This is a genomic window from Dactylosporangium sp. NPDC048998 (genome assembly GCF_043197855.1).
In the GTDB taxonomy this organism is placed as follows: Bacteria; Actinomycetota; Actinomycetes; order Mycobacteriales; family Micromonosporaceae; genus Dactylosporangium.
Map to the genome: position 1 here is coordinate 22,627 of NZ_JBICTV010000021.1, position 20,690 is coordinate 43,316.

At 71.1% G+C, this 20,690-nt stretch carries 23 protein-coding genes and 2 riboswitches; of the genes, 12 read left to right on the top strand and 11 right to left on the bottom strand.

The features are described from left to right. Positions 1-77 precede the first annotated feature (77 nt). Genes ACGFI8_RS33340 through ACGFI8_RS33350 form a run of 3 tightly spaced genes read left to right on the top strand, consistent with a single transcriptional unit; the run spans position 78 to position 2,499 of the window. Positions 78-1,415: a S8 family serine peptidase gene (locus ACGFI8_RS33340; protein ID WP_392810802.1), complete on the top strand. Its 1,338-nt coding sequence runs from the start codon at positions 78-80 to the stop codon at positions 1,413-1,415. 43 nt (positions 1,416-1,458) lie between these two features. After that, positions 1,459-2,022, top strand: coding sequence for an RNA polymerase sigma factor (locus ACGFI8_RS33345; protein ID WP_392810803.1), 564 nt, complete (start codon positions 1,459-1,461; stop codon positions 2,020-2,022). Positions 2,023-2,034: 12 nt separating this feature from the next. Further along, complete coding sequence (locus tag ACGFI8_RS33350; RefSeq protein ID WP_392810804.1) at positions 2,035-2,499, top strand: hypothetical protein; 465 nt, start codon at positions 2,035-2,037, stop codon at positions 2,497-2,499. Between the two features lie 170 nt (positions 2,500-2,669). Here the strand turns inward: ACGFI8_RS33350 and ACGFI8_RS33355 are convergent, their stop codons facing one another. The 3 genes from ACGFI8_RS33355 to ACGFI8_RS33365 form a co-directional block, all read right to left on the bottom strand. Next, positions 2,670-2,909, bottom strand: a complete 240-nt coding sequence (locus ACGFI8_RS33355; protein WP_392810805.1) for a hypothetical protein — start codon at positions 2,907-2,909, stop codon at positions 2,670-2,672. A gap of 82 nt (positions 2,910-2,991) precedes the next feature. Then, positions 2,992-3,120, bottom strand: coding sequence for a hypothetical protein (locus ACGFI8_RS33360; RefSeq protein WP_392810806.1), 129 nt, complete (start codon positions 3,118-3,120; stop codon positions 2,992-2,994). A gap of 95 nt (positions 3,121-3,215) precedes the next feature. Then, positions 3,216-3,509 (bottom strand): metal-sensitive transcriptional regulator, encoded by a 294-nt coding sequence (locus tag ACGFI8_RS33365; RefSeq protein ID WP_392810807.1) that lies wholly within the window; start codon positions 3,507-3,509, stop codon positions 3,216-3,218. 283 nt (positions 3,510-3,792) lie between these two features. Between ACGFI8_RS33365 and ACGFI8_RS33370 the strand changes: the two genes are divergently transcribed. From ACGFI8_RS33370 to ACGFI8_RS33385, 4 genes are all read left to right on the top strand, one after another. Continuing rightward, positions 3,793-5,235 (top strand): MFS transporter, encoded by a 1,443-nt coding sequence (locus ACGFI8_RS33370; RefSeq protein ID WP_392810808.1) that lies wholly within the window; start codon positions 3,793-3,795, stop codon positions 5,233-5,235. A 106-nt stretch (positions 5,236-5,341) separates the two neighbouring features. Continuing rightward, a complete protein-coding gene (locus tag ACGFI8_RS33375; protein ID WP_392810810.1) occupies positions 5,342-5,548 on the top strand; it encodes a heavy-metal-associated domain-containing protein in 207 nt (68 codons plus the stop codon). 2 nt (positions 5,549-5,550) lie between these two features. Then, positions 5,551-6,516 (top strand): hypothetical protein, encoded by a 966-nt coding sequence (locus ACGFI8_RS33380; RefSeq protein WP_392810811.1) that lies wholly within the window; start codon positions 5,551-5,553, stop codon positions 6,514-6,516. Between the two features lie 11 nt (positions 6,517-6,527). Next, entirely contained in the window at positions 6,528-8,801 is a 2,274-nt protein-coding gene (locus ACGFI8_RS33385; RefSeq protein ID WP_392810812.1) for a heavy metal translocating P-type ATPase, read from the top strand. A gap of 52 nt (positions 8,802-8,853) precedes the next feature. On the opposite strand, the gene ACGFI8_RS33390 is transcribed toward ACGFI8_RS33385, so the two are convergent. From ACGFI8_RS33390 to ACGFI8_RS33400, 3 genes are all read right to left on the bottom strand, one after another. After that, positions 8,854-9,960 (bottom strand): sensor histidine kinase, encoded by a 1,107-nt coding sequence (locus tag ACGFI8_RS33390; protein WP_392810813.1) that lies wholly within the window; start codon positions 9,958-9,960, stop codon positions 8,854-8,856. Next, complete coding sequence (locus ACGFI8_RS33395; protein WP_392810814.1) at positions 9,957-10,646, bottom strand: response regulator; 690 nt, start codon at positions 10,644-10,646, stop codon at positions 9,957-9,959. The genes ACGFI8_RS33390 and ACGFI8_RS33395 overlap by 4 nt, the downstream gene beginning before the upstream one ends. Before the next feature lie 723 nt (positions 10,647-11,369). Then, entirely contained in the window at positions 11,370-12,398 is a 1,029-nt protein-coding gene (locus tag ACGFI8_RS33400) for an NlpC/P60 family protein (RefSeq protein ID WP_392810815.1), read from the bottom strand. Between the two features lie 12 nt (positions 12,399-12,410). Then, positions 12,411-12,544, bottom strand: a riboswitch (cyclic di-AMP (ydaO/yuaA leader). Positions 12,545-13,143: 599 nt separating this feature from the next. Here ACGFI8_RS33400 and ACGFI8_RS33405 point away from each other — a divergent pair. Further along, positions 13,144-14,094, top strand: a complete 951-nt coding sequence (locus ACGFI8_RS33405) for a hypothetical protein (RefSeq protein WP_392810816.1) — start codon at positions 13,144-13,146, stop codon at positions 14,092-14,094. Between the two features lie 211 nt (positions 14,095-14,305). On the opposite strand, the gene ACGFI8_RS33410 is transcribed toward ACGFI8_RS33405, so the two are convergent. Together ACGFI8_RS33410 and ACGFI8_RS33415 are read right to left on the bottom strand one after the other, a co-directional pair. Continuing rightward, entirely contained in the window at positions 14,306-15,274 is a 969-nt protein-coding gene (locus ACGFI8_RS33410; protein WP_392810817.1) for a M56 family metallopeptidase, read from the bottom strand. Positions 15,275-15,279: 5 nt separating this feature from the next. Next, entirely contained in the window at positions 15,280-15,651 is a 372-nt protein-coding gene (locus tag ACGFI8_RS33415) for a BlaI/MecI/CopY family transcriptional regulator (protein ID WP_392810818.1), read from the bottom strand. Positions 15,652-15,930: 279 nt separating this feature from the next. Here ACGFI8_RS33415 and ACGFI8_RS33420 point away from each other — a divergent pair, with 279 nt between their 5' ends. From ACGFI8_RS33420 to ACGFI8_RS33435, 4 genes are all read left to right on the top strand, one after another. Next, positions 15,931-16,332 (top strand): hypothetical protein, encoded by a 402-nt coding sequence (locus ACGFI8_RS33420; RefSeq protein WP_392810819.1) that lies wholly within the window; start codon positions 15,931-15,933, stop codon positions 16,330-16,332. Positions 16,333-16,683: 351 nt separating this feature from the next. After that, a riboswitch (cyclic di-AMP (ydaO/yuaA leader) is annotated at positions 16,684-16,828 on the top strand. A gap of 469 nt (positions 16,829-17,297) precedes the next feature. Beyond that, positions 17,298-17,879, top strand: a complete 582-nt coding sequence (locus tag ACGFI8_RS33425) for a C39 family peptidase (RefSeq protein ID WP_392810820.1) — start codon at positions 17,298-17,300, stop codon at positions 17,877-17,879. A 30-nt stretch (positions 17,880-17,909) separates the two neighbouring features. Further along, positions 17,910-18,389 carry a hypothetical protein gene (locus ACGFI8_RS33430; protein WP_392810821.1) on the top strand — a complete coding sequence of 160 codons (480 nt, stop codon included), beginning with the start codon at positions 17,910-17,912 and terminating at the stop codon, positions 18,387-18,389. An 18-nt stretch (positions 18,390-18,407) separates the two neighbouring features. Next, positions 18,408-18,953, top strand: coding sequence for an FMN-binding protein (locus ACGFI8_RS33435; protein ID WP_392810822.1), 546 nt, complete (start codon positions 18,408-18,410; stop codon positions 18,951-18,953). Positions 18,954-18,965: 12 nt separating this feature from the next. Here the strand turns inward: ACGFI8_RS33435 and ACGFI8_RS33440 are convergent, their stop codons facing one another. The 3 genes from ACGFI8_RS33440 to ACGFI8_RS33450 form a co-directional block, all read right to left on the bottom strand. Next, positions 18,966-19,559, bottom strand: coding sequence for a hypothetical protein (locus ACGFI8_RS33440; RefSeq protein WP_392810823.1), 594 nt, complete (start codon positions 19,557-19,559; stop codon positions 18,966-18,968). Continuing rightward, entirely contained in the window at positions 19,556-19,723 is a 168-nt protein-coding gene (locus tag ACGFI8_RS33445) for a hypothetical protein (RefSeq protein ID WP_392810824.1), read from the bottom strand. The genes ACGFI8_RS33440 and ACGFI8_RS33445 overlap by 4 nt, the downstream gene beginning before the upstream one ends. A gap of 68 nt (positions 19,724-19,791) precedes the next feature. Next, a complete protein-coding gene (locus ACGFI8_RS33450) occupies positions 19,792-20,412 on the bottom strand; it encodes a maleylpyruvate isomerase family mycothiol-dependent enzyme (RefSeq protein ID WP_392810825.1) in 621 nt (206 codons plus the stop codon). Positions 20,413-20,690: the final 278 nt, after the last annotated feature.

Genomic DNA, 20,690 nt, shown 5'->3' on the forward strand with positions numbered 1-20,690 from the left:
TGCTGCGGTGTATCAGACGGACAACTTTTCCATCATCACGTCGAGCGAACCGCGTTCATTTTCGAGAAGGGCCAACGATGGCGCGTCCCCTGCATGATCCGCAGCAGCGATTCTGGGAACAGGTCGAAGGCATCCGCGACGGCTTCGGGGCGACCGCGGTGGGGCCGCCCGGCACCGAGGAGGACCCTTCGGCCACGCCCCGGTACCTGATGGAGCCCGGCCACGTCCTGGTCCGCGCGCACGACCTGCCGCACGTCCGGTCCCTCGCGGCCGTCCGCAGTGACGCCGAACCCAGGGTGGTGCACGGCATCGCGCGGGTACCGGTCGACGGGGACGCGCCCGCCTTCGCCCGTCAGACGCCCATGGCGCACCCGAATCACCTGGTGACGATCACACCGGTGAACAGCTGCCCGGCGGACGAGCCGACCCTGCCACCGCCGGCCGGCCCGCGGGCGCGCTCGTTGCTGACCCCGCCGCGGCACCCGGACGAGCACGCGGGCCAGGGTGTGGACGTGCTGGTGGTGGACACCGGCCTGGTGCCCGATTTCCTGCACCACGAGACGCTCGCCGACGTCACCGGATTCCCCAACCAGCCGGTACCGCCGAACGTCGTCACGCAGTACTACGGGCACGGCACCTTCATCGCCGGTGTCCTGAAGAACACCGCGCCGGGCGTGAGTCTGCACGTGTCGAACGAGCTCATGCGCGCCGGCACCATCAGCGAGTTCGAGCTGGGCGAGAAGCTGCTGGCCGCGCTGCCCGAGCACGACGCCTGGCCGCACATCATCAGCCTGTCGGCCGGCGCCCCCACCGAGAGCGACGACCCGCTGATGGGGCTGGAGGAGTTCATCCGCCGGCTCGTCGAAGACCACCCGGAGACCGTCCTGGTCGCGGCGGCCGGCAACGACGGGGAGCCCAGCCAGCCGTTCTGGCCGGCCGCGCTGGCCCCGCGGTACGCCGAGTCCAGGGCGATCGTCGCCGTCGGCGCGCTGCGCGAGGACGGCGAGGGCCGGGCCTGTTTCAGCAACTACGGCGACTGGGTCAGCGTCTACGCGCCGGGGGAGCGGCTGGTCAACACGTTCGCGACCGGGACCTACCAGAACGTGCACGGCAACACCCGGGACTGCCGGTACTACCCGGGCTACGACCCGCTCTACCGCGACTGTACGTGCGTGACCGCCGGAGCCCAGGGTGCGACGGTGCAGTTCCACGGCCTCGCCCGCTGGAGCGGCACGTCGTTCGCCACCCCGATCGTGGCGGGGCGCATCGCACGCTGCATGGATCTCGACGGCCGCAAGCGCACGTCGCGGGAGGCGGCGCAGTATCTGCTCACCCGGCGGGTGCGCACGATCCGGGATCGCGCTGACGGCTTGCCATTGCCGGTACTGTTCGAGGAGGACAGCGCGCCGGCGTGACGCTCGACCCGGCATCCGGCAGGTGACGACGGGACGATCGACAGTGGACGTTGACGAAACCGGTGCGTGGGTGCGACTGGCGGCGACGGGCGATCGCACCGCATGGGCCGCACTCGTCCGGCGCTTCGGCGGGCTCGTCTGGTCGGTGGCCCGGTCCCACCAGCTCGGGCAGGCCGACGCCGAAGAGGTGTACCAGATCACCTGGCTGCGGCTCACCGAGCACATCGACCGTCTCAAACAGCCCGAGCGCGTCGGTGCCTGGCTGGCGACGACCGCCCGCAACGAGTCCCTGATGCTGATCCGGGCGGGTGGTCGCCTCACCGTCACCAGCGATCCGGAGCTGCTGGACCGGGGCAGCGTCGAGGACTCCCCGGAGCGGGTGGTCCTCGACGCCGAGCAGGCCGCCGCCGACGAGCAGCGCCTCCGGCAGGTCTGGGAGGCGTTCCGCGGGCTGCCGGAGCGTTGCCAGCAGCTGCTGCGGCTGCTGCTCGCGGCGCCCCGGCCGAGCTACGCGGAGATCGGTGCGTTGTTGAGCATCCCGGTCGGTAGCATCGGCCCGAACCGCGCCCGCTGCCTCAACCGCCTCCGCGGACTGCTTGCGGCTTGAATGGGGACTGGCATGTACGAGGACGACACCGACCTCGAACGCGACCTGGAGCTTGCGTTGGACCTCTTCGACCCGGTGCCCGACCGGCTTGAGGCGGTCGCCATGGAGACCTTCGACCGGCGCGTCGACGCGGAACTCGCCGAGCTCGTGTTCGACTCCCTGACCACCGCCGCCAGCGCGCGCGGCTCAGGGCAGCCGCGCCTGCTGACGTTCGAGGCCGGCCCGCTGAGCATCGACGTCGAGGTGACCTCCCGCCCGTCCGGCACGACGCCGGCGCGGCGCTTCGTGGTGCGGCTGGAGCCGGCGCAGCGGACCGAGTACCAGCTGTGGGCAGGCAGCGAGCAGCTGTCCGGCACCTCCGACGACCTCGGCCGCTTCGCCGTCACCGTGCCCGGCACGGGCCCGTTCCGCCTGCGCTGCCGCCCCGCCGGCAACCCGCAGGCCCGTTCCGTTGTCACCCAGTGGACAACCGCATAGGCGTACCAGGCGCTGCACCTCCGCATCTCACAGGAGCAGGAGAGGTGGAGCACAGACGACCGAAGCAATCCCCGGCGAGGTCGCGGACATGACCGCGCCACGCAACAGCCAGCCCGTGTGGGGCCCGAAACTACGGTCACCTCAGGCGGGCCGCCACCACCCCGCCTCGTTTACTGCATCGGGTGAGGTTCTCCTGTGAGTGCGGCGAGTGCGGCGGCGATCTCGCTGAGTTTGGCCCGCACGTAGCGGGCGGTGGTGCCGGCCTCGCTGTTGCCGTCGGCGTGCCCGGCGTATGCCTGCGCGATGGCGCAGCCGAAGTTGCGTTCCACCCAGGTGAGCGTGGTGTGTCGCAGCCAGTGGATGCTGACCTGCTGCGTGACCACCCGCGGGCTGGCGAAAGTCGGGCGCACCCGTCTTCGAGGCTGTCACCGGCTGGGCCCATCCGCACGCGTCGCATCACGGAGCGGCAATAGGCGTAAGTCGGTCAGAAGATCAGAGCGGGGTTGCGTTCCCGCGGGAGTAGATGGGGAACGGCGTCTGGATCGGCTTGGGCAAGGACTCCACGTCCTCGAAGTGGAGGTGCTTGCCGCCGAAGGTCGCGCGGGCGTCTTCGAACAGCACGCGCAGGGCGCGTAGGCCCTCGTACGTCAGCTCGGGTCGCGAGCGAGTCGTTGTCCTCGGCGAGGGCCTTCCGGGCGGCCGTGCGCCTGGCGGTGTCAGCCGCGGCGCAGCAAGCGTCCAACGGCGGCCATCATTTCGGTCGTCATCTCGTCGCTTTTGCCCTCCTCGGCGCCGTGGTGCATGCAGTGCCGGGCATGGTCGTCGAGGAGCCCCAGCGCGACCTTGTCCAGGGCGGCCTGGATTGCGCTGATCTGGGTGAGCACGTCGATGCAGTAGCGGTCCTCGTCGACCATTTTCTCCACGCCGCGGACCTGGCCCTCGATGCGGCGCAGGCGGCTCTGAAGCTGGTCCTTGGTCGCGGTGTAGCCGCGGGTGGGCGTGGTTGTCATACCAACCACTGTAGCGAACCCCCTGGGGGTATTCCCAGGTGCCGCCCGCTCGGTGGGCCGTCGGACGCCGAGGTGTGAGCGCGATCCCGGCCACACCGGGACGGAGTCACCGCTACGCCGATTTCCGCAGGTCGACACCGATCGGCAACTTGTCGGCACAGGCGGCTCGCCGCCGGTGCGAGCGCACCGCGAGGCCCCATCGGTTGACAGGGATACCCCTAGGGGGTAAGTCTGACGTCGACAGATACCCGTACCCCCTAGGGGCATAGAGGAGTGATGTGTGATGGCATCCCGATCCCGGCGGCGATGGGCATTGGGGCTCATCGCCTTGGCCCAGTTCATGGTCATTATGGACACGTCGATCATCGGTGTGGCGCTGCCACGGATGCGGCAGGATCTCGGGTTCTCGGCCGAAGACCTGTCCTGGGTGTTCAACGCCTACGTGGTGGCGTTCGGCGGGCTGCTGCTGCTCGGCGGCCGGCTGTCGGACCTGTTCGGCGCCCGGCGCGTGTTCGGCATCGGCTGGGCCGTTCTGCTGACCGGTTCCGCCGCGGCGGGCCTGGCCGACGGTGTTGCAGTCGAGCTGGCTGCGCGGGCGGTGCAGGGCGTCGGCGCGGCGCTCATCGCCCCGGCCGCGCTGACGCTGCTCATGATGCTGTTCGGTGCCGAGCCGAAGGAACTGACCAGGGCCCTGGCGCTGTACGGGGCGGCGGCGCCTGCGGGTGGGACGGCCGGGGTGTTCCTCGGCGGTGTCATTACTGAGTACGCCAGCTGGCCGTGGGTGTTCTACCTCAACATCCCGATCGCCCTGCTCGTCCTCGCCGCGATCCCGGCGGTGATGCCGGCCGGCGGCGCCCGCCGCGGCTCGTTGGACCTGTTCGGTGCGCTCTTGGTGACTGCCGGGCTGGGTGCGGCCGTGTTCGCGGTCGTACGGGCGCCGCAGGTCGGGTGGAGTTCCGGGCAGACGTGGCTGGTCCTGGCCGGTGCGGTGGCCGTGCTGGCGGCGTTCGTGGCGATCCAGGCGACTCGCCGGGAGCCGCTGGTCCGGCTGTCGATCTTCCGAGCGCCGCAGCTGGCCGCGGCGAACGTCGCCCAGTTGCTGCTCGGGGCGGCGTGGATCCCGATGTGGTTCTACCTCAACCTGTACCTGCAGCAGGTCCTCGGCTACAGCGCCTTCCCCAGTGGTGCCGCGCTGCTGCCCATGACCGTCCTCATCATGGCCGGCATGATCGCCATCGCGCCGCGGGCGATGGCCAGGTTTGGCCCGAAGCCGATGGTCGTCGCCGGCCTCGCGCTGCTGGCGGGAGGGCTGGGCTGGCTGGCGTTCGTCCGCCCGTCCGGCAGCTTCGTGGTTGACGTGCTGCCCGCCTCGCTCGTCGCCGCGCTGGGCATGTCCCTGGCGTTCATCCCGTCGCTGGGCACCGCGATCGGCGCCGCCCGGCCCGAGGAGGGCGGCCTTGCCTCCGGCATCGTCAACACCAGCTATCAGGTCGGCTCCGCGCTCGGCCTGGCCGCGATGACCGCGGTCGCCGCCGCGGCCGGTGCCGATCGCCTGGGCGACCTGCCCGCCCTCACCGACGGCTACTCGGCGGCGTTCACGGGCGCCGCGGCCATCGCCGCGGCTGGCGCGATCATCGCGGCCTTCACCCTGCGCACGGCTCGTGCCGCGGCGGCCGGGACGGCCTCGGCTCCGTCGGCCGAGCCGGAGGTTGCCAACCGATCCTGAATGTTGTACCCCTGGGGGGTACCGGTATGTTGGTGTCGACCGTGACGCCGAACCACTCGAAACCGCAGCCTCCGACACCGTGGGCCGACAACATAAGGAGATCGTCATGACGACGCAGACCTACACCGTGACCGGCATGACCTGCAGCCACTGCGTGCAGTCCGTCAGCAGCGAGCTCGGCAAGCTCGACGGCGTCCAGAACGTCCAGATCGACCTGGCCAGCGGCGCCGTCACCGTCACCAGCGAGCAGGCCCTCGACGACGTCGCGGTTCGCGCCGCAGTCGACGAGGCCGGATACCAGGTGGCGAGCTAGCCATGCGTACCCCGCTCAAGCTCGGCGCCTACGCGCTCGGGCTGGCGGCCGTATTCGCCGCCGCGGTCGGGGTCGGCAGTTTCGCCGGCCCCGCCCCGGCCCCGGCCGCCCACACCGACACCCACCACCCCGCCGCCACGCCCACCGGCGAACACCGGGACGGCGCTTCCGCAAGCCTGCCCGGTGGGCTGCAGGTCACCGAGGACGGCTACCGCCTGCAGCCGCTCACCACCACGCTGAGCACGACCACCGCGGCGCCGTTCCGCTTCCGCATCATCGGGCCCGACGCTGAGCCGGTCACGGGGTACGCGGTCAGCCATGACAAGGAGTTACACCTCATCGTGGTGCGCCGGGACCTGACCGGGTTCCAGCACCTGCACCCGCAACGCGACCCGGAAGGCACCTGGAGCGTGCCCCTCGCCGTGGCCGCGGCAGGGCAGTACCGCGTCTTCGCCGACTTCCAGCCGGCCGGGCACGGGCGCGGGCTGACCCTCGGCGTCGACATGCCCGCCCCCGGTGACTACCAGCCCGTGGCGCTGCCGGCGCCGCAGCGGACCGCGACCGTGGACGGCTACACCGTCAGCCTCGACGGTGCGCTCACTCCCGGTACCGCGTCGAAGCTGACCCTGACCGTGACCCGCGACGGCGCCCCGGTCACCGACCTGCAGCCCTACCTCGGCGCCTACGGGCACCTCGTCGCCCTGCGCCACGGCGACCTCGCCTACCTGCACGTCCACCCCGACGGCGCCCCCGGCGACGGCCACACCGCGGCAGGCCCGCAGATCACGTTCTTCGCCGAGGTGCCCAGCGCTGGCACCTACCGGCTATTCCTGGACTTCCAGCACGCCGGGACGGTCCGTACCGCCGAGTTCACCGCCGTCGCCGGCGCCGCACCCGCGGCCCCGTCCACGCCGGCCGCGTCGCCGTCGGCGGCAGACCATGGCGAGCCCGGCCACACGCACAGCTGAAGGAGGCATCGATGCCATCCCAGACCAGGCCGCTGATCGCGGTACCGAACCACATCGAGCTGTCTATCGGCGGCATGACGTGCGCCTCCTGCGCCATGCGGATCGAGAAGAAGCTCAACCGTCTCGACGGGGTCACCGCGAGCGTCAACTACGCCACCGAGAAGGCCGCCGTCACCTATTCCGGCGACGTGACCCCGCAGGACCTCATCGCGACCGTCGAACGGACGGGGTACACGGCGGCCCTGCCCGCCCTGGAGGAACCGGCGCCCCGGGAACGGGAGCGCGACGAGCTGCGCACCCGCCTGCTCGTCAGCCTCGTGCTCACCGTACCGGGGATCGTCCTGGCGATGGTGCCGGCGTGGCAGTTCACCTTTTGGCAGTGGGCGTCGCTCACCCTCGCCGCGCCGGTTGTCGTCTACGGCGGGTGGCCGTTTCACCGGGCCGCGTGGACGAACCTGCGCCACGGCGCGGCCACCATGGACACCCTCGTCTCGCTGGGCACGATCGCCGCGTTCGGCTGGTCGCTGTGGGCGCTGTTCCTGGGCACCGCCGGCACGCCCGGCATGACGCATGCGTTCGAGCTGTCGATCGAGCGCACAGACGGCGCCGGGAACATCTACCTCGAGGCCGCTGCCGGCGTGACCCTGTTCATCCTGGCCGGCCGCTACTTCGAGGCCCGCGCCAAGCGTCGCGCCGGAGCGGCCCTGCGCGCCCTGCTTGAACTCGGCGCCAAGGACGTCGCAGTGTTGCGCGATGGCGCCGAGATCCGTGTCCCGGTCGAGCGGCTGTCGGTCGGTGACCGGTTCGTCGTGCGGCCCGGTGAGAAGATCGCCACCGACGGGATCGTTGAGGACGGCACCTCCGCCGTCGACGCGAGCATGCTCACCGGCGAGTCCGTCCCGGTCGAGGTCGGCCCCGGCACCCCGGTGGTCGGCGCGACCGTCAACGCCGGCGGGCGGCTCGTCGTCCGCGCGACCCGCGTCGGCGCCGACACCCAGCTGGCCCAGATGGCCCGGCTCGTCGAGGACGCCCAGGCCGGCAAGGCCGCCGTACAGCGCCTGGCCGACCGCATCTCCGGCGTGTTCGTCCCGATCGTCATCGCGCTCGCCGTCGCCACCCTCGGCTACTGGATCGGCACCGGAACCGGGCTCACCGCCGCGTTCACCGCCGCGGTCGCGGTGCTCATCATCGCCTGCCCCTGCGCGCTGGGCCTGGCCACGCCCACCGCGCTGCTCGTCGGCACCGGCCGCGGCGCCCAGCTCGGCATCCTCATCAAGGGCCCGGAGGCCCTCGAGTCCACCCGGCGGGTCGACACTGTCGTGCTGGACAAGACCGGCACCGTCACCACCGGCCAGATGACCCTCCACGACGTCATCGCCGCCGACGGCACCGACCCCGGCGAGGTCCTGCGCGTCGCCGGCGCACTTGAGGCTGCCTCCGAGCACCCGATCGCCCGCGCGATCGCCGCGGCCGCAGCCGACCGGCACGGCACCCTGCCCGACGTTACCGAGTTCGGCAACGTCGAAGGGCTCGGGGCCCGCGGTACCGTCGGCGGCCGCGCCGTCACCGTGGGCCGGGCCAAGCTGCTGCTCGACGAGGGCCTACACGTCCCGGAGCCGCTGCGTGCCGCCCACGCCGCCGCCGAGCAGACCGGGCAGAGCGCCGTCCTCGCCGGCTGGGACGGGCATGCCCGCGGCCTGCTCACCGTCGCCGACGCGGTCAAACCGACCAGCCGTCAGGCGGTCACCGCCCTGCGCGTGCTCGGGCTCACCCCGATCCTGCTCACCGGCGACAATCCCACCGTTGCCCGCACCGTGGCCGACCAGGTCGGCATCGCCGAGGTCATTGCCGACGTCCTGCCTGCCGACAAGGTCGACGTCATCAAGCGGCTGCAGGCCGACGGCAAGGTCGTCGCGATGGTCGGCGACGGCGTCAATGACGCCGCGGCGCTTGCCCAGGCTGACCTCGGCCTGGCCATGGGCACCGGCACCGACGTCGCCATCGAAGCATCCGACCTGACCCTCGTCCGCGGCGACCTGCTGGCCGCCGTCGACGCGATCCGCCTGTCGCGGCGGACGCTGCGGACCATCCAGGGCAACCTGTTCTGGGCGTTCGCCTACAACGTCGCCGCCCTGCCGCTCGCGGCTTCCGGGCTGCTCAACCCGATGCTCGCCGGCGCCGCGATGGCGTTGTCCTCCGTGTTCGTCGTCACCAACAGTCTGCGCCTGCGGCGGTTCAAGCCGGCGCACCGCAGTACCGGCGGCACAGAGCCCGCCGGCATGTGACGAGTGGGTGGTGCCAGCCCCGGGCGATCCGGCGTCCGGCGCTGACCGTCGTTCAGCGCGGTACCGGCAGCTCGACGGTGAAGGTGGCGCCACGGCCGGGTCCGTCGCTGTCGGCGGTGACCCGGCCGCCGTGTGCCGTGACGATCGCGCGCACGATGGCCAGGCCGATGCCGGAGCCGCCGTGGTCGCGGTCGCGGGCGGTGTCGGCGCGGTAGAAGCGTTCGAACAGGTGGGGCAGGTGCTCGGCGGCGATGCCGTCGCCGGTGTCGGTCACCCGGATGCGTACGTCGCCGTCGTGGCGGTCGGCGGTGACGGTGACGGTGCCCCCGGGCGGGGTGTGGCGCAGGGCGTTGTCGAGCAGGTTGCCCAGGACCTGGCCGAGCCGCTCCGGGTCGACGTCCAGTGCCGGCAGCCCCGTGGCGATCCGGGTGGTCAGCGTGACGTTGTGGGCCGCGTAGCGGGGTTGCGCGGCGGCCGCCGCCGCGTCGACGAGGTCGGCGGGGGAGGTGGTCCGGCGGTGCAGGTCGAGGCGGTGTTCCTCGGCGCGGGAGACCGCGGTGAGGTCTTCGGCGAGGCGTCGTAGCCGGGTGGTCTGGGTGCGCAGCACGGTGAGGGTGTCCTCGTCGTCGACGCCGATGCCGTCTTCGGCGGCGTCGAGGTACGCCTCGATCGTGGCAAGGGGAGTGCGCATCTCGTGGCCGAGGTCGCCGAGCAGTCGCCGGCGGGTGTCTTCGACGTCGCGCAGCCGGCCGGCCATGGTGTTGAACGCGGCGGCGACGGTGTCGAATTCGGCGCCGATCCCGGGTGCCGGGGCGCGGACTTCGTATTGGCCGTCGGTGATGTCCGCGGCGACTCGGGCGAGCTGCCCGATCGGGTGGGCAACCCGGCGGGCGACGTAGGCGCTGACGGCTAGGGCGGCGGCCAGCGCGCACAGCATGGCTACGCCGAGCGACAGGGCACTGGCGGAGGCGTATGCCTCCTCGATGTGCCGGCTGGCCTCCGGGCTGATGGTCCCGGCGTGGTGCAGGTGGTCGCGGAAGATGGCCGGGCCGACGGCCGCGGCGACCAGTCCGGCGGTGACCACGCCGACGAACACCACGAGGGTTTGCGCGGCGAGCAACCGGCCGCCCAGCCCAACATGCCGCCCTGGCCGCCTCATCCGTCACCCATCCGGTAGCCGACGCCGCGGACCGTGCGGATGAAGCGTGGTGCGGTGGGGTCGTCGCCGAGCTTGCGGCGCAGGTGGCCGATGTGGACGTCAACGAGGTGTTCGTCGCCGACCCAGTCCTCGCCCCATACGGCGTCGATAAGCTGCCGCCGCGCGAATGCCATCCGCGGTCGGGCGGCCAAGGCGGCGAGCAGGTCGAACTCGGTTCGGGTCAGCTCAACCGCCGCGGCGGCGACGTGGACCTCCCGTGCGACCGGGTCGACCCGTAGGTCACCGAATACGCGTACCGGGTCCGGTTCGGCCGTTCCGGGCCCGCGGGGGCGGCGCAGCATGACCCGGACCCGGGCCACGAGCTCGCGGGGGCTGAAGGGCTTGGTCAGGTAGTCGTCGGCGCCGACGCCGAGGCCGACGAGCTTGTCCACCTCGTCGGCGCGGGCGGTGAGCATGACGACGTAGCAGTCGCTGAACGTGCGCACCTGCCGGCACACCTCGATGCCGTCGAGTCCGGGCAGGCCCAGGTCCAGCACGATCACGTCCGGCGGGTGCCGCCGGGCGGCGGCGACGGCGGCCGGGCCGTCGAAGACGCAGTCGACCTCGTGCCCGTCGCGCTGCAGGTAGCTGGCCACCACCTTGGCCAGGCTCTGCTCGTCCTCGACGACCAGGACCCGTGTGCTCATGCTCTCATCCTGCCCGCAAGCTGCCGGAACACGGCACGGGCGCCGCCGGGCTTCATCGAACCTTCAGGAAAGCCGCCGGGGTTTGCTCATCGACCGGGCGGACCGTGGCTGAGGGGGCTGACCGCCGGCCCCGGCGCCCAAGGAGGCCCGATGCCACCGACAGTCACGCTGGTTCACACCACGGCCTGCCACTTCTGCGCCGACGCCGAGCGGGCCCTGGCCGAGCTCGCCCGGCGCACGGCGTTGCGGGTGGAGCTGGTCGACGCCGGCAGCGACGCCGGCGCCGCCCTCGTCGCGGCGCACCGCCCCGCCACGTTTCCGCTAGTGCTGCTGGACGGGGAGTATTTCAGCGCGGGCCGGCTGCCCCGCCGCAAGCTGGCCTCGCCGCTGATCATGGTGCCGATCACGCTCGGGATGAGCCTGGTGGCTGGCACCATCGCCAAGTACCACGCGCCGTTCTACTACGCCGGCGGCGCGCTGATGCTGCTGCTGGCCGCGTACTCGCTGTCCGGGCACATGTGGAGCCTGCCCGCGGTACTGCGCGCGCCGGACACCGCCCGCGGCGACTCGGCGAGCTTCTTCGCCCTCGGCGTGTTCTCCGGCATCGCCTCCAGTTGCTGCGCCCCGGTCCTGGCCGGGGTGATGACGCTGTCCGCGCTGTCGGGTTCGGCGCTGGGGTCCGTTCCACCGGGCCGGGGCGCCCGGCCCGGCGGGATCGGTGGGTCAGGCGGGGCGGCGATAGCCGGTGATGGGTCGGCCGTCGAGTTTGGCCATGCGGACGTAGTCGCCGGTGGTAGGGGCATGGACCATCCAGCCGCCGCCGACGTACATGCCCATGTGGTGCAGGTCGCTGTAGAAGAACACCAGGTCGCCGGGGCGTAGGTCGGCGCGGGAGACGGCCTTGTTGTCGTCCCACTGCCACTTGGTGTAATGGCGCAGCGTGACTCCGGCGGCGGCCCAGGCGGCCATGGTGAGTCCCGAGCAGTCGTAGCCGTTGGGGCCGGCTGCGCCCCAGATGTAGGGCTTGCCGATCAGCTCGCAGGCCCTCTTCGCCGCGGTACCGCCGGGCCCGCCGAGGTACTCCACCGGGCAAGCGACCGGTTTGAGGGTGCCGGTGCCGCCGCTGCTGCCGTACGCCTGCTGGCGCAGCTTCTGCAGGGCGGCCAGCTTCGCCTCGATGTCCTTCTTCTTCGCCGCGAGGTCGGCATCCTGCTGGGCCTGCTGCGCGATGGCCGTATCGAGGGCCTGCTTGTCGCCGGCGAGCTTGTCCCGAGCGGCGGCCACGCTCTGGATCTGGGCGTGCTGGTTGCGGGCGATCGCGTTGATCAGGCCCAGTTGGTCCAGCAGCGCGGTCGGGGTGTCCCCGCGCAGTAGCGCGTCGAGGGTGGTCAGCCGCCCGGTCTTGTACTGCTGCACGGCGAGGTCGCTGACCTGGCCCATGGCGGCGTCGACCTGGGCCTCCAGCGGCTGCAGCTGCTGCTGCAGTGCCGCGGCTTTGGCCTGGTTCTCCTTGAGCTGGGCGTGGATCTGGTTGTAGTGCTCGATGATGGGCTCGAGCTGGTTCCACGCCTCGTCGATCTGCGCTTCGAGCTCGGCCGGGGTCGGTGCGGCCTGCGCCGCACCGGTGCCGGCGAGCAGCACTGCCACCGCGGCGAGGACCGCGGCGGCTGTGCGCGCCAGCGACCTGCTCCGGTCGGGCCGTCGCTGCGGGATGGTGATGGTGGGGACACGTCGCGGGCGGCGTGGCGGCACGTGCGGCAGGCTCCTTCTTCCCTCGACCGCCTACCGGGTTAGCTGACGGGTTCGGCCGGGAAGTGCGCCCTACCGCATGAAGCGGATACACCCCGAGTGCTGTTGCGTGGGTCCCCGGCTCGACATCGATTCGGCGGTGGCGGGCCTGTGCCCCGATCGGGGTGATCGGCGCCTCGCGGCCCGGCCGGTGCAGACCTTACGCACCGTCGATGCCCCACACAACCCCACATCCTATGTGTGATAGGAGGTAATCGGCACCGTTGTGCCGGTGTTTCGGCACGTCACCTTGCATGCACGCGGTGCTTCCGGGTGTTGTGACATGCGGGATAGTTGTTGCTCGAGGTCACGCCAGTACCGTTCGACCGTTACGTCGAGGCCTGTGGTGTGCACGGATGGTGACGGTGCTGACCGGGAGCGTTGCGGCCCGGTCCACGATGCGGGGTGAGCCTCACCGGAAGGCCTGTTCCCAGGTGCGTGCGTCGGCGATCGGCGACACGCATGGCCTACCCCAATGTGGAGCGAGAACCTGTACTCCATGGTTCCCTCATATACCCCTACCGGGTAGGGAATTTGGGGCTGACGTCTGACTACGTGCCGTAGTCGCAGGGCGGACGCCACCTCCTCGCTGAGAGGGATGCGGCGACGCGCGACCCGGATTCGGCGCGACGCGCTGTATGCGGTCGGATTGCCCGGGTTATACAGTTCGCGCGGATATGGGTGCCTGCTCGAAGGGCCGATCAAGCCGATGTTGAAGACGGTTCGCTTACTGAAGATCATTCGGGGCAGTGTTCGCGCGCGCCGACACCGGGTGCTGGCCGTCACCATGGCGACCGGCCTGGTCCTCGCCGCATGTGGCGGCACCAGCGGTCAGGCGCCCGCCGTGGCTGCCGGCGCATCCGCCGCCGGGAGCCACGGGGCGTCCGCCTCGGCGACGCCCGACCACGGCGGCATGCCTGGCATGAGCCACAACCACAACATGCCTACCGGCGACGGGCTGACCGCCTCGGTCCCGTCGTACCGGCTCGCTCCGACGGCGACGGCGGTGACCGCCGGGCAACCGGGCACCATTCGATTCCAGATCATCGGGCCGGACGGCATGCCGGTGACCACGTTCGCCGACGACCAGACCAAGCAGATGCACTTCTACGTCGTCCGCAGCGACCTGACCGGGTTCCAGCACCTCCACCCGACGATGGCGGCCGACGGCACCTGGAGCGCATCGCTGGCCGCACCGCCGCCCGGCTCGTACCGGATGTACGCGTCGTTCATCGCCGTCGCCGGCGACAAGCAGACCGCGTTGCTACTCGGCGAGCCGTTCACCGTTGCCGGTGCCGTCACCACGGTGCCGCTGCCGGCCGTGGCGAGCACCGCGGAGGTTGACGGCTACACCCTCACCTTCGCCGGCCATACCGTGACCGGACTGGACGGCAACCTGACCGCCACCGTCACCAAGGACGGCAAGCCGGTCACCGACCTGCAGCCGTACCTGGAGAGCTACGCCCACGTGAGCGCAGTGCACGCCGGCGATCTCGCCTTCGCTCATCTCCACCCAGAGGGCGAGGTCAACGGTGACCACGGCGGCCCGACGCTGTCGTTCAACACCGCCTTCGGCAAGCCCGGCGACTGGCGCCTGTTCGTGCAATTCCAGACCGGTGGCGTGCTGCACACCGCCGCCGTCACGATCAACGTGGCATGACAGCGACCGCCGGTCGCGGCAGCCCTCGCGGTCCGCGGGTCAGGGCTCGTCCCAGCCCCACTGCCGCCGCGGAGGGACGGCTGCGGCCGGCGCCGGTCGGGCCGTCGCGCCCGGTCGTGCCGGCTCGCGCTCAGACGACTCGCACTCCCGGATGGGCGCATCGTCGCGGCGACCTGGCGATATCTGCTGCCCGACGAGTAGCCGCCGCGTGTCAGCTGGGGAGCGTGTGCTCGACCGCGGCGATCACGACCGGCAGTACCGGCGCAAGCGCGAACCCCGCGGCGACCATGCGAGACAGCCCGGCGGGCAGAGGCCGGCGTGGCTGCAGCAGCCGGTGCAGCCGCTCTGTGGTGTCGCCGCCGTGCGCGGCCAGCAGCGGCGGCCCGTCCGGCGCAGCGAGCGGGCCGTCACCGCGACTACCCGGCCCGGCTGCGGCGTGTTCGGCCCGGGCTTCGGCCAGTGCGACGAGGGCGCCGGCCAATGCGATCGGGGCGCTGCTGCGGGCGGCGACATCGTCGGCGCGCAGCTCGACGAGCCGCTGCACCTGCCGCAACGCGGTGCCGAAGCACGACAGGCGTGGAAACGCACGGTGCAGCAGTTGTACCGTGCGCAGCAGCCGGTAGTGCCGGCCGGTGGCATGCGCCCGCTCGTGGGCGGTGACCGCTTGCAGTTGCTCGGCGGTGAGCCGGCTCACCGCGGCCGAGGTGACCACCACGTCCTGTTCTCCGCCGCCCGGCAGCAGATAGGCGTCGGGATGCTCGGCGGGCACCACGACCACGCCGATTCCGGGCAGGCGCCGGCCGGTCTGCTGTAGCAGGCCACGCAGCCGCCGCCGCTGCCGCCGGTCCGCCGAGGCCAGCCGCCATCCGGCAGTCACCAGCCGGCCGGCGAGCAGCACGAGCAAGGCGGCCCCGCCGCACGCCGTCAGCTGGGCGGCCGGGCCATGCGCTCCCAACAACGCATCGAGGCAGACCCGCCAGGCGCGGCAGACCACGCCGTGCGTGCGGTCCCAGTGCAGGGTCGCGGTCACCCCGGTCAGCACCGCGCTAGCCAGGACCGCCACACACCACATCTGCCAGGCGAAGATCCCGAGGCCGGGTGCGCGGGCCACCCATCGCGCTCGGGCCAGTCGCGGCCCGGCCGCCAGGACCAGACCGGCCGCGTACGCGGCAATCAGCACCGCGGTCAATGCCCGCTGATCTTCCGCTCATAGCTGTTCAGCGCTGCCCGCAACGCCGCTGCCTCCTCGAGGGTCATCTGGCCGACGAAGTGCAGCAGTGCCTGCTCCCGGTCGCCGCTGTCGGTCAGCGCCTCACGCATCAGTCCGGCCCCGTACTTCTCCCGGCTGGTCACCGGCCAGTAGACGTGCGCGCGGCCCTGCGGCTCCCGCTGCAGCCAGCCCTTGCGGTACAGCTTGTCCGTCACCGTCAGCACCGTCGTGTACGCCAGCACGCGCTGGCCGCAGAGTGCGGTATGCACTTGCCGCACAGTCACCGGCTCTCCCGCCGCCCACAGCTGGGCCATGACCGCAGCCTCCAGCTCACCGAACCCGCGCACCGCACCTCCCGACCGACATCCGCCATCCGATGCTACGGCCCGGCCGGCCGTCATCGCGACCACTGGCGGCCCCGGGCCCGGCTGCGACGCCCCGCACTCGTACGCCGGATCGGAGCACCACGCCGGGACGCGGCCCGTGCACGCTGCTCTGGACATCGCCGCGGCCGTGCCGATTCGACCATCTCCTATTTGGCATAGGAACAATACTTGCATGGACGCCGATGGAATGGGACGGTCTAGGACAACCCTCGATCCGCGCGGACATACAAGGAGCCGAACATGCGGATGCGACTGCTCGCGGCGGCGACCGCCGCTGCCCTGGCCGCACTTGGCGTGCTGACCGCTCCCGGAACCGCCGTCGCCAGCCACAGCTGGGGCGGTTACCACTGGGCCCGCACCGCCAACCCGTTCACTGTGGAGCTGGACAACAACCTCACCTCGGCGTGGACGTCGAGCAACGCACCCCAACGCCCACGACTACGCCGAGCTGGAGACCATCTACAGCCACCTCGACAGCACCAGCACCACCCTGGCGTCCAAGGACCCAGCCTCGCCGTCGGCGAAAGCCCGTCGACCTGGGGCACGCTCACTCGCGGCAGCGTCGACCGGCACGGCGCCGCCACCTACCATCGCGACCTCGGCAGCGGCCAGCAGGTCATCACCTTCGTCCTCTGGGCCTGAACGCCCGACCCGGAGACGCCCGACGTCGAACTCCGACAGCCGGTCGATCTCGTCCGGCCGGATACGCCCCGGTCCACCGCCGGGCGCGCAGGCGGCGACCGATTGTGAGCGCAACAGCAATCGGCCGCCGCCGCGCGGTCGGCTTCATGGCGATAATGTCCGTAGTCGGTTTACGACTAATTGCCGTGCGGCACCAGGCCGGTGGGCAAATCGCCGTAATCAACGAATACTGCGAACCCATATAGGCGGGCCGGAGTGCCGTTGGTAACAGGCGAAGGTCTTGGCAGCGTCTGTGCCCATCTGTAAGGTCAGGGAACATCTGACCCGGTCATTGGCCACATCAGGTGGCACCGGGACGGACCGCCGAGTCGCGCTTTGCGTGAGCCGGGGACCCACCGTAAGTCTGGGGTGAATCCGCGGGCCGAAGGCCCGTGGTAGGGCGACCTTTCGCGCCCGAATCCGTCAGCTAACTCGGTAGGCGGACGCGTAAGGAGATGTATCGGTGCACGCTTTCTCGGCTCCCGGCCGCGCAAATTTCCTCGCGGTGTCCGCATGCACGTGTCCAGCCGGTCGGCTCCGCGCTAATCCCTGACAGCGAGACCTTTGCCGCGTCCGCTCAGGCGCGACGCTGAGGCCCCACGTGGCCGAATGTTCGCACCTGCTGATCCGCATCGGGCCGTGCCCTCGTCATGCGGTCCGCGGACGCATCTCGACTTGTCTGTCCTTTGCTTGCATATCCGGGCCATCACGCGCGTCTGTCGCCATTGTGATGGCCCAGTTCGGCTTGGAGAATCACAGTGGATCGTGGACCATTGCTTCGGCATTTCCGGAATGTGACGAGTTCTCGTCCGCGGCGCCTGGCATTTGTTTCGGGTGGGCTTCTTGCCGTAGCCGCTGTGGCCGGTATCGCGCTGAGCCAGATCGACGGCGGGGCCTCGGCCGTGGCGGGGTCCGGTACTACAACAATGACGACCCAATCGCCCACGGGCCAGGTTTCGACGCCCGCTGAGTCGCAGATTCCTGCCCAGCCCGCGACGAAGATCCTCCAATACCAGTTCCAGTTACAGCCGAACTATTACTACTGCGGACCGGCGGCCACCCGGATCGCCCTCTCGGCGACCGGCCACACGGTGAGCCAGGATCAGGCCGCCGCGCTGCTGGGCACCACCACCAATGGCACGGACTCAGCCTTCGACACCACCCGCGGGCTCAACAGCGTCATCGGCCACGGGCGCACGGTCTATCAGACCCGTGAGATCCCGGCCTACCCTGCGACCCCGGCTCAGGCCGACCAGCTTCGGACCGACGTCCTGAACACCATCAACAGCGGCCGCGCCATCGTCGCCAACATCGCCGGCCACCTGACCGACACCGCCGGCACCTACCACGCCTACGAAGGCGGCCACTACCTGACGATCGTCGGATACAAGGACAGCGGCAAGACCGTGAAGATCGCCGACCCGGCCAACCCCAACGGTGACGGCACGTACTGGGTGACCACCACCAACATGGCCAACTGGATCGCCCAGCGGGGCTACTCGTACTGACCAATGGCGTCGACGGCCACGCCCCGGCGTGTGCCACACCTGCGGTCGGCAGGGCTGCGACCCGGCACGAGGGCGATCGTCGAGGGACCGTACGGGCGGCTGACCGCCGACCGTCGCACCGCCCCCCAGGTCACGATGATCGCCTGCGGGGCCGGCATCACGCCGTTGCGCGCGCTGCTCGACGAGCTGCCGTACGCCCCGGGCGAGGCGACACTGCTCTACCGTGCGCGCTGTGAGGCCGATCTGGTGTTCCGCGACGAGCTGGAGCACCTCGCGGCCGTGCGGGGGCTCCGGGTGCGGTACCTCCTCGGCCCCCGAGAAAGGGAGGGCTCCTGGCTGCCGACCGGCTGGGGCGACGACACGACGGCCCTGCGCGACCTCGTCCCCACTATCGCACACCACGACGTGTTCGTCTGTGGCCCGGACGGCTGGACGGCGGCGGTCGTGCAGGCGGCGCGGGCGGCCCGCGTGCCCGCCGCCCGCATCCACCTCGAGCGCTTCACCTGGTAACCCGCGGAAGGGCGCGACATGCGAAAGATCATCACGTGGTTCGCCGCCACCGCCGCGGTGGTCGTCCTCCTGTTCAATTACCGCACCTCGACCATGGGAGCGCCCCGCGCCGTCTCGGCGGTTGCCGCCACCGCCGGCGGTACGCCGGGCATCGTCGCCGGAACGCCGCCGCCCGCAGCCGGTGGTCCACCCGATCAGGCCGACCAAACCGCGCCGCAGTCCAGCGCCAGCGGCGCCACGAGCCCTCGGCCCAGCCCCGGAACCGTCTCGACCTCCGGCTCCACCCTCGTGGTCAACGGCTCGATCGTGACCACCCAGTGGGGGCCGGTCCAGGTCCAGGCCAGCATCAGTCGGGACCGGATCACCGACGTGACCGCCCTGCAGGTTCCCGGCGGATTCTCCCGCGAACTCAGCGACCTGGCGGTGCCGCGACTGCGGTCGCAGGCGCTCGCGGCGCAAAGCGCCAACATCGACGTGGTGAGCGGCGCGACCCAGACCAGCGAGGGCTACCGCACCTCCCTGCAAGCGGCCCTCGACGCCGTCCACTTCAAGGCCACCCGCTGACCGGACGATCGTTCACGTGCGCGAAGCACTCAGCGTACGGTCGTCAGCCATCGTGGTGGCCGCTGTGTCCCGTGCTGGCCGGCAGCGGCGTGCATGGTCGCGCGGTCGATACCGGCCGTCTCGCGACGACGGGTGTGACCGCACGGATTCAGACTCACCGGCCGGGTGCTGGGCAGCCGGCGTGGTTTGGCGACCTTCTGGGCCGGCGGCGGTGACGTGACCGTCGGCGACGGCGTGCTTGTAGAGGCAGCGCAGCGCGGCGATGAGCAGTTCAGCGGCGCTGCGCCCGCCGCGGCCGTTGCGGCGTGCGACGACGTTGGCCTTGACGTGCTGGGCGAGGCGTTCGATGTCGGATGGGCTGGGCTCGTCAAGCCGCCGGTCGGCCCAGTGCTCGACCACCCGGTTCCAGTAGGAGCAGTACGCACGGCGGCTGCCGTCGCTGACCGCAGCCGCGACGACCGGGACGTACTCGGCGAACGTCGGCGCCGGCCGGTGGTCGCGGCCAGCGCCGAGCAGGTCGGCCGGTGACACGCCGAGGCGGTCGAGCAGCAGCCGGGCGGCTTCCAGGTCGGCGCGTGCGGGCGACACCGGTGACAGGTCGGTCATGCGGCGCCACCGCCCAGCACGGTGGTGTGGAGTTGGGCGATCATGGCGTCGATGGCGGCCGGTGGATGGACCACGAGACGGTGCTCGGCCGGTTGGTCGAGCCCGAGTTCGTAGTGGCCGCGGCGGAGGTTCTGGATGAAGGCGTGTCCGGCGATGATCGTCAAAATACACAGCGATCCGCTACACCGACGCTCTCACCGGCGTGCGAATGCACGCCTGCACAGTGGAGGCGTCAGGTGCGGTCGCGGAGGATGGCGACGCCGTCGCCCGTGAGATCATCGAGCGCCTGGGTACGCCCGGTCATGGCCATCACCAGTGCAATCGCCGGTCCGGCGACCTCTGGTCCGGTGCCGTGGCTCCATTCGGCGTCAGTCGCGCGCAGCGTGACTCCGGCGATACGTTTCTTCGCGCCGATGAGCAGGTTGCTGCCGGCGTAGAAGTCGGCGACCGCGACCACGTGCTCGATCGGGTGGTCGCGGTACGGCCCGAGGGCACGGAAGATGTCCTCGCCGTGCACGATCGTCTCCCCAAGCCAGGACGTGGCAGGGCCGGGTGGCGCGTTGCGGGTGCCGACCCGGGACCGGAGCAGCTCGACCAGGTCGGCGTTACTGCGTCCCATGAGGATTTGTCGGATGTTGCTGGCTGTCATCACCTGGAACCGGAATCCGCTGGCGGCCAGCTTGCCGAAGAACGTCGGCGGCGTCATCTGCGCCGTCGCGATCATGTGCGCGACCACCTCCCGGACCTGCCAGCCCCTGCACAGCGACGGCTTGTCCCACGCCGCATCGGGCAGCCCCGCCAGGGCGTCGACCAGGGACGCCCGTTCGGTCCGAATCGCTTCCCATGTCTGCATGACCCCTCCGCTGCTGCGCGTAGAGTGGATGTTCCACCAGGTCATGATGCATACCAGGTGGGGGCCGCGTCCGCATATCCGCCCGAAGGTCGAGCAGCCGGCTGGGATCCCGCCTCCCAGCCACCCGACCTCAGTGGGCGTCTGTTGCTACGGCGGAGCGTTGGCCGGATCGACCCCGGCGACGCACCTCCTGCACGCCCTGCTGTGACCGGCCGGCGCTCATCCGTGCGTGAGGTGCTCCCACTCGCTCCTAGAAGATCAACGAAGGAGGGATACGC

What these genes read in the sequence shown, in the direction of transcription:
- ACGFI8_RS33405 (WP_392810816.1), top strand. Translation starts at nt 13,144, where the DNA reads ATGTTGAAGACGGTTCGCTTACTGAAGATCATTCGGGGCAGTGTTCGC.
- ACGFI8_RS33435 (WP_392810822.1), top strand. Translation starts at nt 18,408, where the DNA reads ATGCGAAAGATCATCACGTGGTTCGCCGCCACCGCCGCGGTGGTCGTC.
- ACGFI8_RS33440 (WP_392810823.1), bottom strand. Translation starts at nt 19,559, where the DNA reads ATGACCGACCTGTCACCGGTGTCGCCCGCACGCGCCGACCTGGAAGCC.
- ACGFI8_RS33450 (WP_392810825.1), bottom strand. Translation starts at nt 20,412, where the DNA reads ATGCAGACATGGGAAGCGATTCGGACCGAACGGGCGTCCCTGGTCGAC.
- ACGFI8_RS33350 (WP_392810804.1), top strand. Translation starts at nt 2,035, where the DNA reads ATGTACGAGGACGACACCGACCTCGAACGCGACCTGGAGCTTGCGTTG.
- ACGFI8_RS33370 (WP_392810808.1), top strand. Translation starts at nt 3,793, where the DNA reads ATGGCATCCCGATCCCGGCGGCGATGGGCATTGGGGCTCATCGCCTTG.
- ACGFI8_RS33420 (WP_392810819.1), top strand. Translation starts at nt 15,931, where the DNA reads ATGCGGATGCGACTGCTCGCGGCGGCGACCGCCGCTGCCCTGGCCGCA.
- ACGFI8_RS33375 (WP_392810810.1), top strand. Translation starts at nt 5,342, where the DNA reads ATGACGACGCAGACCTACACCGTGACCGGCATGACCTGCAGCCACTGC.
- ACGFI8_RS33340 (WP_392810802.1), top strand. Translation starts at nt 78, where the DNA reads ATGGCGCGTCCCCTGCATGATCCGCAGCAGCGATTCTGGGAACAGGTC.
- ACGFI8_RS33425 (WP_392810820.1), top strand. Translation starts at nt 17,298, where the DNA reads ATGACGACCCAATCGCCCACGGGCCAGGTTTCGACGCCCGCTGAGTCG.
- ACGFI8_RS33395 (WP_392810814.1), bottom strand. Translation starts at nt 10,646, where the DNA reads ATGAGCACACGGGTCCTGGTCGTCGAGGACGAGCAGAGCCTGGCCAAG.
- ACGFI8_RS33385 (WP_392810812.1), top strand. Translation starts at nt 6,528, where the DNA reads ATGCCATCCCAGACCAGGCCGCTGATCGCGGTACCGAACCACATCGAG.
- ACGFI8_RS33390 (WP_392810813.1), bottom strand. Translation starts at nt 9,960, where the DNA reads ATGAGGCGGCCAGGGCGGCATGTTGGGCTGGGCGGCCGGTTGCTCGCC.
- ACGFI8_RS33365 (WP_392810807.1), bottom strand. Translation starts at nt 3,509, where the DNA reads ATGACAACCACGCCCACCCGCGGCTACACCGCGACCAAGGACCAGCTT.
- ACGFI8_RS33380 (WP_392810811.1), top strand. Translation starts at nt 5,551, where the DNA reads ATGCGTACCCCGCTCAAGCTCGGCGCCTACGCGCTCGGGCTGGCGGCC.